This window comes from Photobacterium satsumensis, assembly GCF_050336935.1.
GTDB classification, from domain to species: domain Bacteria; phylum Pseudomonadota; class Gammaproteobacteria; order Enterobacterales; family Vibrionaceae; genus Photobacterium; species Photobacterium satsumensis.
The window spans coordinates 96615-110663 of sequence record NZ_JAKJSK010000011.1 but is presented as its reverse complement, the minus strand read 5'-3'; the positions used below and the strand labels follow the sequence as shown (position 1 = coordinate 110663).

Sequence of the window (14049 nt, the reverse complement as noted above, 5' to 3'; positions counted from 1 at the left end):
AATTAACGGTTGTCGCCGGCAATAGCGCTAACAGCTGCTAGCTCTGCTGCTTCTTGCTCTTGAAGTTCCTGACGCTCGCGAGCATCAAGGATGTCTTTAGTGATTAGGCCTTCTTCGATTTCACGAAGTGCGATCACTGTGTACTTGTCGTTTTCTTCTGGAACCAGTGGATCCTTACCGCCAGTTTGCATCTGACGAGCGCGGCGTGAAGCAATTTGGATCAGATCGAAACGGTTGCCAATTTTATCAACAGCGTCTTGAACGGTTACGCGTGCCATGGAGGACTCCAGTGGTTATCTATAAGTAAAGAGGGAAAATTGTACAAAAATACTTACTGTTCTGCCAGTAGCGCATTCAACATGCTGTTATATTTAGCAGCTTGTTTGTCTTGCTTCAATCGTTCAGCGCGGATGATAGCTTTAAAATCCAATAAAGCAGCATCGAAATCATCATTGACGATCACGTAATCGTATTCGTCGTAATGAGAGATCTCAGCGCGGGCTTCTTGCATGCGACGGGCAATAACAGTTTCGCTGTCTTGACCGCGTGCATTCAGGCGACGTTCCAGCTCTTCTTTTGATGGAGGCAGAATAAACAGACTTTTCGCTTGTGGCATTTGCTTGCGGATTTGACGCGCACCCTGCCAATCGATGTCAAGGAATACGTCGATCCCTTTGTTTAGCTGCTCTTCAATCCAAAGGCGAGAGGTGCCATAGAAGTTACCAAAGACTTCAGCGTGCTCTAAAAATGCACTTTTTTCTGTGAGTTCAGTAAATTCTTCTACGCTGACAAAATTGTAATGAACACCGTGCTGCTCACCCGGACGCATACCACGCGTAGTGTGAGAGACGGATACTTTCATGTCATAGGTCGGATTAGTTTCAAGAAGGGCGTTAATCAAACTTGATTTACCAGCGCCACTTGGGGCCGACACGATGTATAGAGTACCTTTGCTCATTGCCTATTTTCACTCAGTGATAGAAGGGCGCGCAGATTATCATGATCTGCGTGCAAAAGAAATTAGCTGGCTGCTTGAAAATTCAACTTTTTGTCGGTGCTCTGACAACCAATAGACTAAGCCTAGTTGGAATTGATGATGATTTCATGCCAACTGGATCATCCTCCCCGGCGAGGCAGTGCTGACCGGGGAAGCCGTGCGGCTTATTCGATGTTCTGGATTTGCTCGCGCATCTGCTCGATAAGCACTTTTAGCTCAACGGCAGCTGCGGTGATCTCGGTGTTGATTGATTTCGAGGCCAGGGTGTTCGACTCGCGGTTGAACTCCTGCATCATGAAGTCCAAGCGACGGCCACAGGCACCGCCTTTTTTCATGATTTTCTGGGTTTCTTTGACGTGCGAGTCAAGGCGGTCTAGCTCTTCGGCCACATCGCTCTTCTGCGCCAGCATGATCAGCTCTTGCTCGATGCGGTTGGCATCAAGTTCTACCTTGGCTTCTTCCAGGCGGGTCATGATGCGCTCACGCTGCCAGGTCAATACTTCTGGCATCATGCTGCGAACCTTGGTCGCTTCGACAGAAATCGCTTCAAGACGTTGGTCGATAAGCGCCTTCATGTTCTCGCCTTCGCTGGCGCGGGCTGCGATGAAGTCATCAACTGTGCTGTCGAATGCATTGAGCAAATCTTTGTTGATGGCATCGAGGTCTTGCTCCGGCGCTTCCATTACACCTGGCCAGTTCAATACCTGGAAAGGACCCACATTGCCTTCGCCTGCAGTCTCTTTGACCCATTTGGCCGCATTGATCACCTGCTTGGCCAGACCTTCATTAATTTTCAGCTCGGTATTGGCGGCTGGGTTAACTTCAAAACGCAGGTTGCATTCAACTTTGCCGCGAGCCAGGCGCTTACGGAAGCGCTCGCGTAGTACAGGCTCAAGGCTGCGGAACTGCTCTGGCATACGCAGGTAAGTTTCCAGATAACGTTGGTTTACAGAGCGGATTTCCCATACGGCAGTACCCCAGTCGGCTTTGACTTCGCGACGGGCGTAGGCGGTCATGCTATGAATCATTGGCTAGAGCCTCTAATAGTGGTGGTTGATAACTGCTTAGGGTGGGGTGCCTGTGGCAAGCCACCGTCAATAACGTGGAGGTGGTGCGCAGTCATCCGAATGCCAAGAGTATACTTAGCCTTAAGCATATACCCAAGTAACTTCAAGGTGCTTGGTTCAGCGAGAGTTACTTGGGTATATGATGATTCTGTCCGCAGTCAATGCGGGAAATGTTGTACCAGTTGGGTTTCGCGTGCACAACCTGTTGGTTGTGGCTATAATCGCCGGTTAATGTCATCCAGCCAGAGGGAGCCACTGATGCGTCCAAGCGGAAGAAGCAACAACCAAGTTCGTCCTATAACTATTACCCGTAATTTTACTGCCCATGCCGAAGGTTCGGTGTTGGTTGAATTTGGTGATACCAAGGTGATTTGTACCGCAAGTGTGGAAGAGAATGTGCCACGCTGGCTGAAAGGTAAAGGACAGGGTTGGGTGACGGCTGAATATGGCATGCTGCCGCGTGCAACCCACTCGCGCAACCGCCGTGAAGCGGCCGGTGGCAAACAGGGTGGCCGTACCATGGAAATCCAACGCCTGATCGCTCGTAGCTTGCGTGCTGCGGTGGACTTGGAAGCGCTGGGTGAGCAGATGATCACTGTAGACTGCGATGTTATCCAGGCCGATGGTGGTACCCGTACCGCGTCTATTACCGGTGCGATGGTGGCCTTGGTTGATGCTATCAATTACATGCTGGAGAAGGGAACGCTTAAAGCCAGCCCGCTTAAAGGCATGGTGGCTGCCGTTTCTGTCGGTATCTACAACGGCGAGCCGATTTGCGATCTGGAATATGTCGAAGACTCGGCAGCAGAAACAGACATGAACGTGGTCATGACCGAAGAAGGTAAGATGATCGAGATCCAGGGCACGGCAGAAGGCGAAGCCTTTAGCCACGAAGAGTTGCTGGCCATGCTGGCTCTGGCGAAAGACGGCATTGCCGACATTGTCAGCATTCAGAAGCAGGCGCTGGAAAGTTAATTTTTTGAAGCGGTTCCTATTGGAGCCGCTTTTTTTTGGCTTGGATGTCGCTGTGCCTGAAAAGCGAGGTCCGGCCGATTGATTTAAATCGTGTAATGATTAGTTGCATCTATTAAGGAGAAACCATGAAAGCATATCAGCGTCAGTTCATCGAATTTGCCTTGGAGAAAGGGGTACTGAAGTTTGGTGAGTTCACTCTGAAATCCGGCCGTAAGAGCCCGTACTTCTTTAATGCGGGTTTGTTCAATACGGGACGTGATCTTGCGCGCCTAGGCCGTTTCTATGCTGAGGCTTTGGTGGATGCCGGTATCGAGTACGATGTGTTGTTCGGTCCTGCGTATAAGGGGATCCCAATTGCTACAACCACGGCTGTTGCACTGGCTGATCAGCATGATGTTGATACCCCTTACTGTTTTAACCGTAAGGAAGCCAAGGCTCACGGTGAAGGCGGCAATCTGGTAGGTAGTGCGCTGGAAGGCCGCATTATGTTGGTAGATGACGTGATCACTGCCGGTACGGCAATCCGCGAGTCAATGGAAATCATCAAGGCCAACGGTGCCGATTTGGCCGGTGTGTTGGTTGCCATTGACCGTCAGGAAAAAGGCAAGGGTGAGCTATCTGCGATCCAGGAAGTAGAACGTGATTTCGGCTGTGCGGTGATCTCTATCGTGTCGCTGGGCGATGTGGTGAGCTACTTAGCAGAGCAGGACGGTATGGAGCAACACCTTGAAGCGGTGAAGGCCTATCGTGCGGAGTATGGGGTATAAGGTTCTAGAACCTAGATCCTAGTTCCTAGCAAGAGCGGGGCCTAGGAAAAGCAGAACCCATAACTGCAAATAAAAAAGCGAGAGGTAAAAACCTCTCGCTTTTTTATGTTCGATATTTCTAGGAACCATGAACTAGGATCCCGCTTCTGCTCTTAGCCAAGCTCTGCGCTTAGCAGGTGCCAGTAGTCGTCGAAGTTGGCGGTCGGCTTGTACTTGAAGTTCGAGCGGACAAAACGGTTAAGGCTGCCTTCTACCTGACCAAGAAGCTGGGCGGCCAGGATTGACTCGTCCACCGGGAAGCCTTTGCCTTCACGTAGTTTGCGTTCACGCAGGATCTGGCGCAGCTGGGTTTCGATACGTTCGAACAGTTGGTTGATACGAGCCTGTAGGCGATCTTGTTCAAACATCAGGGCATGGCCAGTCATGATACGGGTTAGACCCGGATTGCGCTCGGCAAAGCCGAGGATCAGCTGCAGCACCATGCGCAGGCGTTGCAGGGTGTCTTTTTCATCATCGAGGATGCGGTTAATCCGGGTGGTGATAGTGTCTTCGATAAACTCGATAAGCCCTTCAAACATTCTCGCCTTGCTTGGGAAGTGGCGGTAGAGGGCGGCTTCTGAGACACCAACCTGGGCTGCCAGCTTGGCGGTGGTAATACGTTGGCTGCCTTGGGCAGATTCCAACATTTGTGCCAGCGCTTGCAAAATTTCTTCGCGGCGGTTGTTTTTCTTGTTGCCAGCCATGAATAACCGTTCCTTTTCAAAATAAGACTGTCATTGGACAGGGTGAAACCCGCATATCTTAGCGGCGTAATCCTGTTGTGAAAAGCATTGCCCGCCGATACTGATCTCTTTATCGACAAAAAAAGCCCAACCTGAAGGGCTGGGCTTTATATTTGATCTTATTCGGTTAATTCCTCAGCACTGGAGGGGAGAGTTAACCTTCTTGCCCAGCCCTGAACTGCCCGACGATGACATCGACTAACTGCGCGCCAAGCTCTGCCTTGCTGGTTAGCGGTAAGGCTTTATTGCCTTGCGGCCAATATAGGTGCAGGGCATTTTGATCACTGTTGAAGCCTTGCCCTGCGTTCGATACGTCATTGGCACAGATCAGGTCAAGGTGCTTGCGCGCCAGCTTACCGCGGGCGTATTGCTCGACATCTTGGGTTTCGGCCGCAAAACCGACGGTGAATGGGCGGTCGGCTTCCAGCGCAGCAATGCTGGCAATGATGTCCGGGTTTTTCACCAGCCGGATCACCATGTCATCCTCACCGTCTTTCTTTTTCATCTTCTGCTCGGCAACCGCTGCTGGGCGGAAATCGGCAACGGCAGCGCAGCCAATGAAGATATCGCTGGCAGGGGCTTGTTCCAGCGCCACCTGGTGCATCTGCTCGGCGCTGCTGATATCAATACGGGTGACGCCATGCGGTGTCGCCAGGTTCGTCGGGCCGCTTATTAGAGTGACGGTTGCGCCACGTTTAGCGGCGGCTTCGGCAATGGCGTAACCCATTTTGCCGGAGCTGTGGTTGGTCAGGTAACGAACCGGGTCAATGGCTTCACGGGTCGGGCCGGCGGTAATGGTTAGAGACATACCGTTTAGGTCGGCGGGCTTAAAAAAGTCTTCCGCCAAGTGGACCAGTTGCATTGGCTCGAGCATTCGACCCGGGCCGACATCACCGCAGGCCTGTTCGCCGCTCGCGGGTCCCCAGATGTGGCAGCCACGTCGGGCGAGGGTAGCAATGTTTTCCTGAGTGGCAATATGACGGTACATCTGCTGATTCATCGCCGGGGCGACAGCGATCGGTGAGTCGGTTGCTAAGCACAGGGTGGTGAGCAGATCGTTGCCCATACCTGCTGCCATGCGGGCAATCAAATCGGCGGTTGCTGGGGCAAGCAGTACCAAGTCGGCCCATTTGGCCAGTTCAATGTGGCCCATCGAGGCCTCTGCTGCCGGGTCCAACAAGCTGTCGGATACCGGCCTGCCGGATACAGCCTGCATGGTGAGCGGGGTGATGAACTCCTTGGCGGCCTTGGTCATAACGACTTGCACCTGTGCGCCGCGCTCAATGAGTCGGCGTGTGAGTTCTGCACATTTATAGGCCGCGATGCCACCGCTGATCCCAAGGAGAATTTTTTTTCCTGCCAAAGTTTGCATCTTATTGCCTGCTCTCGATATCCGGAATGTCAATGCGCCACACCTTACCACCAAAAATTGTTAGTCACCAAAAAAAGCCCGCTTCCTTGCTTGGGATCAAATTTGGTCTGTAGTTTGTTGGTATGAGCGGTATTGGGGCGCTTGGGTTGCGAGCCAGTTGGCAGCTTGGAGAGCGGTGTTGCAAGTCAGTCATGAGTTTTTGTGTGGGTGGCAGGAGATACCGCGACGCACCTTGCTTAATGCAGAAGAGGGCGCTTAGCTAAGGCTTCAGGAGGTTGATATGACGCTCAAGTTATTACCGGTGCAGTCTCGGCCGAGGGAGAAATTATTGGAACGCGGCCCTGGGGCCCTATCAGATGCCGAGCTGCTAGCTATTTTTTTGCGTACCGGCATTACTGGGATGAATGCGATAGAACTGGCGACAGAGCTGTTGGATAAATTTGGTTCGCTGCGGGCACTGCTAGCAGCCGATAAAGCCACGTTTTGCCAATATAAAGGGCTAGGACCTGCCAAGTATGCCCAGCTGCAAGCGGTTCTGGAAATGAACCAGCGCCATTTGGAAGAGACGCTCAAGAAGGAAGATGCGCTGACGAGCCCCGTTCATACAAGACGTTATCTCAGTCATGTGCTGCGTGATCGCCATCGTGAAGCGTTTTATATTTTATTTCTCGATAACCAGCATAGGGTGCTCAACGGAGAGGTACTTTTCGAAGGAACGATCGATTCTGCGAGCGTTTATCCGAGGGAAGTTGTAAAAAGATCACTAGAACTTAATGCAGCGGCGCTCATTTTAGCGCATAATCACCCGTCAGGCGTGGCAGAGCCAAGTCAGTCAGATCGCCGAATTACCCGCCGCATCAGTGATGCACTGGCATTGGTGGATATTCGAGTTCTGGATCACTTTGTTGTCGGTGACGGAGAAATCACTTCTTTTGCAGAGCGAGGATGGCTATAAAATGGCCATTTTTTGCTTAAAAAGTTGAGAAAGGACTGCTCGGGACTTGAGCAACTGGTTTTGACTTAGTATAATGCGCGACCTTTGATAGCTGTGGTTATGTGTGAGAATTGTTTTTCACATTGAAATAGCCACGGTAGATATCGAGCTGAAACGATTTGGAGAAGACAGTAATGTCCCGAGTATGCCAAGTAACTGGTAAGCGTCCTGTAACGGGTAACAACCGTTCACACGCACGTAATGCCACCAAGCGTCGTTTTCTGCCGAACCTGCAAACTCATCGTTTCTGGGTAGAAAGCGAAAAACGCTTCGTTAAACTACGCCTTTCTGCGAAAGGTATGCGTATCATTGATAAGAAAGGCATCGATGCCGTTCTTACTGATATGCGTACTCGCGGCGAGAACGTTTAAGAGGATTTGAACAATGGCTAAAGGCATTCGTGAGAAGATCCGTCTAGTATCATCTGCTGGTACAGGCCACTTCTACACTACCGACAAAAACAAACGTAACATGCCAGGCAAATTCGAGATCAAGAAATTTGATCCTGTAGTTCGCAAGCACGTTATGTACAAAGAAGCGAAAATCAAGTAATTGATTGACAGCTTTTTTGATAAAAACCCAGTTTTCTAACTGGGTTTTTTTATACCTGAAATTCACCGTTCAACCTCCATAGCTTCCTCTTCGTCTCTTTATCCGTGTCATTACACCTGCATTATGAGTACCTTAACGGTATAGTTTTAGTTATCCCTTCCGATTGCGCTTAAGGAGTACCGTGATGAGGCTGTCTCGCCGAGGTTGGAACAATGTGATGATTATCGCTGTGGTGTGCTTTATCGCTGTGGTGCAGTTGCCTGAACTCGTCAAGCAGCGTCTAGGTGGTGAGGCTCCCGCTCACGTGGAATCGGGTATGACGGCTCTGCTTCCTGAAGCATCGACGATTGATCAGCTACACCTGCCATATACCAGTATTGGCCAGCAGGATACGGGGTGGCTTGCCAGCCCGCGGGTTGCAGTGCCAGCCGATCAACTCATTGCCCGCTGGCAGGTACTATCCGGAACGGCTGTCAGTGAAGAAATGGTGGGGAAACTCAAGCCGACCCTGCCGCCACCAAGTAGTGTGGAAATCTGGTTATCCAGCCAGGAAGAGCCGATCAGGGTGACGGTTTACCAGCAGCCGCAGTTTTGGCTTATGCAGAACTGGCAAGGCGAGTGGCTGGCGGTATCGGTGGAAGAGGCCTATTTGTTTCCGCCGGTGTTATAGTTGACGCCATAATATTATCGCCAAGATAGAGAACGTCATGCCTGAATTACCTGAAGTTGAAGTCAGCCGGATGGGGATTTCGCCCCATGTGACCAATCAGACCGTCACCAAGATTATTGTGCGCAACCCCAAGCTGCGCTGGCCGGTGCCGGACGAGATCTGCCAAATTGAAGGGCAGGTGATCCGCCGTGTAACCCGGCGTGCCAAGTACCTGATGCTCGAGACCGACGCCGGTTATGCCATTGTCCATTTGGGGATGTCGGGCAGTTTGCGGGTTTTGCCATCAGACATACCACCGGAAAAACATGACCATGTTGACCTTTGCCTGTCGAGTGGTGAGATATTGCGCTATAACGACCCACGCCGCTTTGGGGCTTGGCTGTGGCAGTCTGGTGAGGGTGAGCATTCGGTCTTGGCTAAATTAGGCCCAGAGCCACTGAGCGAGACCTTCACGGTGGCTTACCTGCAAGATAAAGCCAAGGGCAAACGTACAGCGGTTAAGCAATTTATTATGGATAACCACGTTGTTGTCGGTGTCGGTAATATCTATGCCAATGAGTCGCTGTTTGCCGCGGGGATCCACCCCAAGCGTGAGGCTGGTAAGATCTCCGCCCAGCGTCTTGGTTTGCTGGTCGAGGAAATCAAATCGGTGCTGGCCTTTGCCATCAAACAGGGCGGCACGACCTTGAAGGATTTCAAGAATGCCGATGGCAAGCCGGGTTACTTTGCCCAGGAGCTTCAGGTTTATGGCAAGGGAGGAGAGCCTTGTCCACGCTGTGATAAACCACTCAGCGAAGTCAAAATTGGCCAGCGGGCCACGGTGTATTGCAGTGACTGCCAGAAATAGCGGCTGAATATTCTCAAAGGTGCATTAAGGCATGCTGAACCTCGGTGTCAGTTTTATTGATGTGGCTTTTGCTTTTTGTCGCTACCGTCGTTAGCGAGCGGGTGCTATGATCCCGTCACATATCGTTATACTAAGTATGTATATACCAAGTAATTTCAAGTTGCTTGGTTCAGCGAGAATTACTTGGGTATAATTCGTACAGTTTTGTAAGGTCTATGCAGATGAAGAAGTATTTGGTCACCGGCGCCGCCGGCTTTATCGGAAGTGCCGTGGTAGAACGGCTTTGTGCCATGGGACATGAGGTGATCGGGATTGATAACCTCAATGACTATTATGAGGTGTCGCTCAAAGAAGCCCGGCTCGCCAGAGCTGCCCACCCGCACTTCACTTTCATTGCGTTGGATCTGGCTAATCGTGACGGTATGGCTAACCTTTTCGCCGAGCAGAAATTTGACCGGGTGATCCACCTTGCCGCTCAGGCCGGTGTGCGTTACTCGATTGATAACCCGATGGCGTATGCCGACAGTAACCTAGTCGGGCATTTGGCGATCCTCGAAGGCTGCCGCCATCATAATATTGAGCATCTGGTGTATGCCTCTTCCAGCTCGGTTTACGGCCTTAACCAGAAAATGCCGTTCGATACTGCAGATAGTGTCGATCACCCGATCTCCTTGTATGCCGCCACCAAGAAATCGAATGAGCTGATGGCGCACACCTATTCGCATCTTTATGGCGTGCCGACGACGGGCCTGCGCTTTTTCACTGTTTATGGTCCTTGGGGCCGTCCTGATATGGCATTGTTCAAGTTTACCAAGGCGATTATCGAGGGACGTGAAATCGATGTGTACAACAACGGTGATATGCGCCGTGATTTCACCTATATCGATGATATTGTTGAAGGGGTTATCCGTATTCAGGATGAGATCCCTGAAAAAACACCAGACTGGACAGTAGAAGCCGGCACGCCGGCAAGCAGTTCTGCACCGTACCGTGTGTTCAACATTGGTCATGGTAGCCCGGTGAAGCTGATGGATTACATCGAGGCGTTGGAAGATGCGCTGGGTATCGAAGCGAAGAAGAACTTCATGCCGATGCAGCCGGGTGACGTCTACGCCACCTATGCTGATACCAAAGATTTGTTCGAAACGACAGGTTACAAGCCGGCAGTTAAGGTCAAGGAAGGGGTTCAGGCCTTTGTTGATTGGTACCGTGATTACTACCAGTGCTGATGGCTAGCCGCGTCTAGGACGTCGGGGGTGCCAACGAGATAGGCAAAGATGAAAAAGAAGGAGGCGATTGCCTCCTTCTTTGTTTTGGTCGGTAAAGATTATTTTTTGCTGAGTTTTTTTTGCAGTGCCTCGCAGATCACTGGGTCGACGAATTGGCTGACATCGCCTTTGTGCAGGGCGACTTCCTTGACGATGGTCGATGAGATAAAGGAGTTCTCTTCGGACGGGGTCAGGAATACGGTTTCCAGCTCAGGCATCAGGCGGCGATTCATGTTGGCCAGTTGGAATTCAAACTCAAAATCCGAGACGGCGCGCAAGCCTCGGACCAGTATATTGGCTTGGTATTCTTTGGCAAAATCGACCAACAAGCCAGAGAAGCCAACAATGTCTACGTTCGGCAGGTGCTGGGTGATCTGTTGGGCCAGTTCCACACGCTCTTTGAGATCAAATAGCGGCTTCTTGCTTGGGCTGAATGCAATGCCGACCACCACATGGTCGAACATGGCAGCAGCGCGCTCGATCAAGTCGAGGTGGCCGTTGGTAATAGGATCAAATGTACCTGGGTAAATAACGCGGGTTGTCATAATGAATACCAGTCAGAAAATCAAAATTAGGAAATAAGTTGGTCTAGGATGGCGGTGACATCATCGAGTTGGATGTCTTGCATCAGGGCCTCGCCCTTGACCCGGGTGCCCCATGGGAGCTGAGCCACTGGCTTTCCGTGTTGCTGCTCGGCATGTTGCTCGTAGGCGCTGGCGACATATTGTAGGCTGTTGTACGGGCCGGTACGCTTTGGATTACTGTGCGCATACAGGCCAATGACCGGTGTCCCCTGGGTCGTTGCCAAATGGGCCGGACCGGTATCCGGGGCGACGACGACGTTGGCGGCGCCGAGTAGGGCGGTCAGCTGTTTGAGGCTGGTTTTGCCGATCAGGTTAACCGGCGCATGCTGGCAGTGCTGGCTGATCGCCTCACCCAAGGCGACTTCACGTGGGGCCGGTGAGCCACACAGCATGACCTGCATCCCTTTCTCCGTAGCATAGTCGGCAAGTTGGGCGTAGCGCTCGGTCAGCCAGTTACGCTCGTCCTTGCTCGCGGCCGGCGAGATAATAAGGGTCGGCGTGCCATTGATTTGTTGCTCGGCAAAGGCTTTATCATCCTCGCTCAGTGGAATGTTCCACTGTGGGGCCTCGAAAGGGACGCCAAGGTAGCGGGCAAAATCGGCAAAGTTATCCAGGACATGGAAGCTTTCCGTATGAGGTAAGTGACGGTTGGTGAATAGCCACTGGCCTTCTTTGGTGCGGTTCTTGCCAAAGCCAATGCGGTATTTGGCTTTGATCCCTAGGGATAGCGCACTGGCGCGAAGGGCAGCCTGCATATGCAGTAGGGCATCGAACTGCTGGCCTTTAAGCGCTTTCCATACCGTTTTCATACCGGTCAATCCGGCTTTCTTGTCAAATACCACAACCTTGATGCCGGGCAGATCGCCGATCAGCTGGGCTTCGATTTTCCCGCTAACCCAAGTGATCTCGGTTGACGGCCAATGGGCCTGAATAGCCTGCACGACTGAAATGGCGTGGCAGACATCGCCGATGGCAGATAGCCTAAGAATACAAATTGAGCGTGGCGGGGTGGTAAATAACGCCATGACAAAGTCCTGTTAATCAATCAGAGATGAAATTATGCAGTTCAGGTAAGTGATTGTAAAATACTCTGTCCCTCAAGCTTGGAGATAAAGTGTGCAAGAAATAGCAAGCAGTAACCAGAGGATCTGGTTTGCCCCTGAATTATTGGCTGAAGATCCGCAGCAATGCTTCGAACCAGCTTTCTGGCAGCAGCAAAACTTGGTCATTGGCTCGGCCCAAGGTCGCGGGACGACATGGTTTGTTAAAGGTAAACAATTAGAAATGGCGCTGCGCCATTACCGCCGAGGCGGTCTGTTCGGCAAACTGGTCGAGGATGCCTATTGGTTTACGGGATGGGAGAAGACCCGCTGTGCCGAGGAGTTCCAACTGCTTGATAAGCTGGCTCGTGGCGGGGTGCGGGTACCGCGTCCAGTCGCTGCCCGAGCGATCAAACAAGGTTTGACCTACCGTGCCGATCTCTTGGTGGAAAAAGTGCCTGATGCAAAGGATTTAGTCGCGCTGCTGGAAAAAAACGCTTTGCCGGAAGATAACTGGCAGGCAATCGGGGTAATGGTCAGGAAAATGCACGACCTCCAAGTCTGTCATACCGATCTCAATAGCCATAATATTTTGCTGGATAGCCAACAGCAGATCTGGCTGATTGATTTTGACAAGTGTTATGAAAAAGGGGGGCAGGGCTGGAAGGAAGATAACCTGTCCCGCCTGCACCGCTCTTTTGTCAAAGAGCAGGGCAAGCGAGGAATTCAGTTTGAACCGCAATGCTGGCAATGGTTATTGAACGGCTACCAAGCAGATTGATTTACCGGGTTGATGACTGTAGCTGCTGGTCGATCACCGCAAGTGTTTTAGCCACGGCGCCTTGGTTTTGTTGCACGACTTTCACAGCCGCCTTGCCCATGCGCTGACATTGCGCGGGGTCGGACAACAGGGCGGTGAGGCGCTTGCCTATCTGTTCTGCGTTATTGCAAACCGCCAATGCGCCAGCTGTTTCGAGTTGCTGGGTAATGTCGGTAAAGTTGTAGTAGCTCGGCCCGGTTAATACGGGCTTGGCTAGAGCGGCAGGTTCAAGCATATTGTGGCCGCCGACTTTATCGCCGATCAAACTGCCGCACATCACGGTGACATCGGCTGCTCCCATCAGCAGCAACATCTCTCCCATGGTATCGGCCAGATACACATCGGTTGTGTCATCGACAGTTTGTGCTGAGGTGCGGCGAATGCAGCTTAACTGCTGCGACAGGCACAGATCGGCAACGCTGTCGAAGCGCTCCGGATGGCGTGGCACTAGGATCAGCAGGCACTCAGGGTGTTGCTTTTTCACAGCCTTGAAGGCTGTCAGGATTTGCTCGTCCTCCCCCTTGTGGGTGCTGGCGGCTATCCATACCGGTCTTGCATCTCCCAGTTGCTGGCGAAGCTGTTGGGACTGTTCACGCAGAGCTGGCTCTATCTGGATGTCGAATTTGACCGACCCGGTGACGCTAAGGCGGTTTGCCGGGATCCCCAAGCCGGCAAAACGCTCGGCATCGTCTTGATGCAGGCACAACAAGTGACTAAGGTTGGGCGCTATCATATTGAACACCGGCTGGAATTTGGTATACCGGCTGGCTGAGCGTGCGGACAGGCGGGCGTTCATCACAATCACTGGGATCCTAGCGTTGTGTACGGTAGCCAAGGTATTGGGCCAGAGTTCGGTTTCCATGATCAGCATGGCCGATGGGCGAATGGCCCGCAGGAATCCTCTGACACACCATGCAAAATCAATCGGCATGTAGCGGTGCTCGACCAAATTACCTAGCTTACTGATTTGCTCAGCTCCGGTGCTGGTGGTCGTGGTGACGACGATAGTTTGTTCTGGACTCTGGGCTTTGATGGCCTTGATAACCGGAATCGCGGCAATCGACTCACCGACAGAGACCGCATGGATCCAAATAGGCTGGGTGCCATTTGTTTCCGACAGTGGCGGTGTAAAGCCGAAATGTTCTTTCCAACGCGGGCCAAAAGTAGGTTTGTTGGGCCGGCGGCGGTAGAGGCCATAGAGCAGTAGTGGAGACAAGACTGCTAGCATCGAGGTATACAGGGCTCGGGTAAACATACAGAAGATTATGGTCTTGGGTTATTGGCCTATTATAACGCTATATACGCCTGATAACA

At 51.9% G+C, this 14049-nt stretch carries 17 protein-coding genes; 9 read left to right on the top strand and 8 right to left on the bottom strand.

What is annotated here, in order from left to right:
* Positions 1–2: 2 nt before the first annotated feature.
* The 3 genes from rpoZ to L4D79_RS21780 all read right to left on the bottom strand — a co-directional run bounded on the left by rpoZ (position 3) and on the right by L4D79_RS21780 (position 2025).
* Positions 3–278 carry a DNA-directed RNA polymerase subunit omega gene (gene rpoZ / locus L4D79_RS21790; protein WP_107349751.1) on the bottom strand — a complete coding sequence of 92 codons (276 nt, stop codon included), beginning with the start codon at positions 276–278 and terminating at the stop codon, positions 3–5.
* Positions 279–331: 53 nt separating this feature from the next.
* Positions 332–958 (bottom strand): guanylate kinase, encoded by a 627-nt coding sequence (gene gmk / locus L4D79_RS21785; RefSeq protein ID WP_428654322.1) that lies wholly within the window; start codon positions 956–958, stop codon positions 332–334.
* Between the two features lie 203 nt (positions 959–1161).
* Positions 1162–2025: a YicC/YloC family endoribonuclease gene (locus tag L4D79_RS21780; protein WP_428654320.1), complete on the bottom strand. Its 864-nt coding sequence runs from the start codon at positions 2023–2025 to the stop codon at positions 1162–1164.
* A gap of 297 nt (positions 2026–2322) precedes the next feature.
* On the opposite strand from L4D79_RS21780, the gene rph reads away from it, so the two are divergent.
* Together rph and pyrE are read left to right on the top strand one after the other, a co-directional pair.
* On the top strand, positions 2323–3039 hold the full coding sequence (rph, locus tag L4D79_RS21775) for a ribonuclease PH (RefSeq protein WP_428654318.1): 717 nt from the start codon (positions 2323–2325) through the stop codon (positions 3037–3039).
* Between the two features lie 125 nt (positions 3040–3164).
* Positions 3165–3806, top strand: coding sequence for an orotate phosphoribosyltransferase (pyrE, locus tag L4D79_RS21770; protein WP_428654316.1), 642 nt, complete (start codon positions 3165–3167; stop codon positions 3804–3806).
* 152 nt (positions 3807–3958) lie between these two features.
* Here pyrE and slmA read toward each other — a convergent pair whose 3' ends face one another.
* On the bottom strand, positions 3959–4549 hold the full coding sequence (gene slmA / locus L4D79_RS21765; RefSeq protein ID WP_428654314.1) for a nucleoid occlusion factor SlmA: 591 nt from the start codon (positions 4547–4549) through the stop codon (positions 3959–3961).
* 193 nt (positions 4550–4742) lie between these two features.
* Positions 4743–5960 carry a bifunctional phosphopantothenoylcysteine decarboxylase/phosphopantothenate--cysteine ligase CoaBC gene (gene coaBC, locus L4D79_RS21760; protein ID WP_428654312.1) on the bottom strand — a complete coding sequence of 406 codons (1218 nt, stop codon included), beginning with the start codon at positions 5958–5960 and terminating at the stop codon, positions 4743–4745.
* A gap of 280 nt (positions 5961–6240) precedes the next feature.
* Between coaBC and radC the strand changes: the two genes are divergently transcribed.
* From radC to L4D79_RS21730, 6 genes are all read left to right on the top strand, one after another.
* The gene (radC, locus tag L4D79_RS21755) at positions 6241–6915 is read left to right on the top strand and encodes a RadC family protein (RefSeq protein ID WP_428654310.1); all 675 of its coding nucleotides are present in this window, start codon (positions 6241–6243) and stop codon (positions 6913–6915) included.
* Positions 6916–7088: 173 nt separating this feature from the next.
* Entirely contained in the window at positions 7089–7325 is a 237-nt protein-coding gene (gene rpmB / locus L4D79_RS21750; RefSeq protein WP_107349761.1) for a 50S ribosomal protein L28, read from the top strand.
* A gap of 13 nt (positions 7326–7338) precedes the next feature.
* Positions 7339–7506 (top strand): 50S ribosomal protein L33, encoded by a 168-nt coding sequence (gene rpmG, locus L4D79_RS21745; protein WP_004405486.1) that lies wholly within the window; start codon positions 7339–7341, stop codon positions 7504–7506.
* A gap of 184 nt (positions 7507–7690) precedes the next feature.
* Positions 7691–8176 carry a hypothetical protein gene (locus L4D79_RS21740; RefSeq protein WP_428654307.1) on the top strand — a complete coding sequence of 162 codons (486 nt, stop codon included), beginning with the start codon at positions 7691–7693 and terminating at the stop codon, positions 8174–8176.
* Between the two features lie 37 nt (positions 8177–8213).
* Complete coding sequence (gene mutM, locus L4D79_RS21735) at positions 8214–9023, top strand: bifunctional DNA-formamidopyrimidine glycosylase/DNA-(apurinic or apyrimidinic site) lyase (protein ID WP_428654305.1); 810 nt, start codon at positions 8214–8216, stop codon at positions 9021–9023.
* A 221-nt stretch (positions 9024–9244) separates the two neighbouring features.
* Positions 9245–10252 (top strand): NAD-dependent epimerase, encoded by a 1008-nt coding sequence (locus L4D79_RS21730; protein WP_428654303.1) that lies wholly within the window; start codon positions 9245–9247, stop codon positions 10250–10252.
* 98 nt (positions 10253–10350) lie between these two features.
* On the opposite strand, the gene coaD is transcribed toward L4D79_RS21730, so the two are convergent.
* A complete protein-coding gene (gene coaD / locus L4D79_RS21725) occupies positions 10351–10836 on the bottom strand; it encodes a pantetheine-phosphate adenylyltransferase (protein WP_428654301.1) in 486 nt (161 codons plus the stop codon).
* A 26-nt stretch (positions 10837–10862) separates the two neighbouring features.
* Positions 10863–11900, bottom strand: a complete 1038-nt coding sequence (locus L4D79_RS21720) for a glycosyltransferase family 9 protein (protein ID WP_428654299.1) — start codon at positions 11898–11900, stop codon at positions 10863–10865.
* Between the two features lie 91 nt (positions 11901–11991).
* Here L4D79_RS21720 and L4D79_RS21715 point away from each other — a divergent pair, with 91 nt between their 5' ends.
* Positions 11992–12696 (top strand): 3-deoxy-D-manno-octulosonic acid kinase, encoded by a 705-nt coding sequence (locus L4D79_RS21715; RefSeq protein WP_428654296.1) that lies wholly within the window; start codon positions 11992–11994, stop codon positions 12694–12696.
* A gap of 1 nt (position 12697) precedes the next feature.
* Here L4D79_RS21715 and waaA read toward each other — a convergent pair whose 3' ends face one another.
* A complete protein-coding gene (waaA, locus tag L4D79_RS21710) occupies positions 12698–13990 on the bottom strand; it encodes a lipid IV(A) 3-deoxy-D-manno-octulosonic acid transferase (protein ID WP_428654294.1) in 1293 nt (430 codons plus the stop codon).
* Between the last annotated feature and the right edge of the window lie 59 nt (positions 13991–14049).

Coding starts and splice junctions, on each gene's coding strand:
- rpoZ (WP_107349751.1), bottom strand. CDS start 278: ATGGCACGCGTAACCGTTCAAGACGCTGTTGATAAAATTGGCAACCGT.
- gmk (WP_428654322.1), bottom strand. CDS start 958: ATGAGCAAAGGTACTCTATACATCGTGTCGGCCCCAAGTGGCGCTGGT.
- L4D79_RS21780 (WP_428654320.1), bottom strand. CDS start 2,025: ATGATTCATAGCATGACCGCCTACGCCCGTCGCGAAGTCAAAGCCGAC.
- rph (WP_428654318.1), top strand. CDS start 2,323: ATGCGTCCAAGCGGAAGAAGCAACAACCAAGTTCGTCCTATAACTATT.
- pyrE (WP_428654316.1), top strand. CDS start 3,165: ATGAAAGCATATCAGCGTCAGTTCATCGAATTTGCCTTGGAGAAAGGG.
- slmA (WP_428654314.1), bottom strand. CDS start 4,549: ATGGCTGGCAACAAGAAAAACAACCGCCGCGAAGAAATTTTGCAAGCG.
- coaBC (WP_428654312.1), bottom strand. CDS start 5,960: ATGCAAACTTTGGCAGGAAAAAAAATTCTCCTTGGGATCAGCGGTGGC.
- radC (WP_428654310.1), top strand. CDS start 6,241: ATGACGCTCAAGTTATTACCGGTGCAGTCTCGGCCGAGGGAGAAATTA.
- rpmB (WP_107349761.1), top strand. CDS start 7,089: ATGTCCCGAGTATGCCAAGTAACTGGTAAGCGTCCTGTAACGGGTAAC.
- rpmG (WP_004405486.1), top strand. CDS start 7,339: ATGGCTAAAGGCATTCGTGAGAAGATCCGTCTAGTATCATCTGCTGGT.
- L4D79_RS21740 (WP_428654307.1), top strand. CDS start 7,691: ATGAGGCTGTCTCGCCGAGGTTGGAACAATGTGATGATTATCGCTGTG.
- mutM (WP_428654305.1), top strand. CDS start 8,214: ATGCCTGAATTACCTGAAGTTGAAGTCAGCCGGATGGGGATTTCGCCC.
- L4D79_RS21730 (WP_428654303.1), top strand. CDS start 9,245: ATGAAGAAGTATTTGGTCACCGGCGCCGCCGGCTTTATCGGAAGTGCC.
- coaD (WP_428654301.1), bottom strand. CDS start 10,836: ATGACAACCCGCGTTATTTACCCAGGTACATTTGATCCTATTACCAAC.
- L4D79_RS21720 (WP_428654299.1), bottom strand. CDS start 11,900: ATGGCGTTATTTACCACCCCGCCACGCTCAATTTGTATTCTTAGGCTA.
- waaA (WP_428654294.1), bottom strand. CDS start 13,990: ATGTTTACCCGAGCCCTGTATACCTCGATGCTAGCAGTCTTGTCTCCA.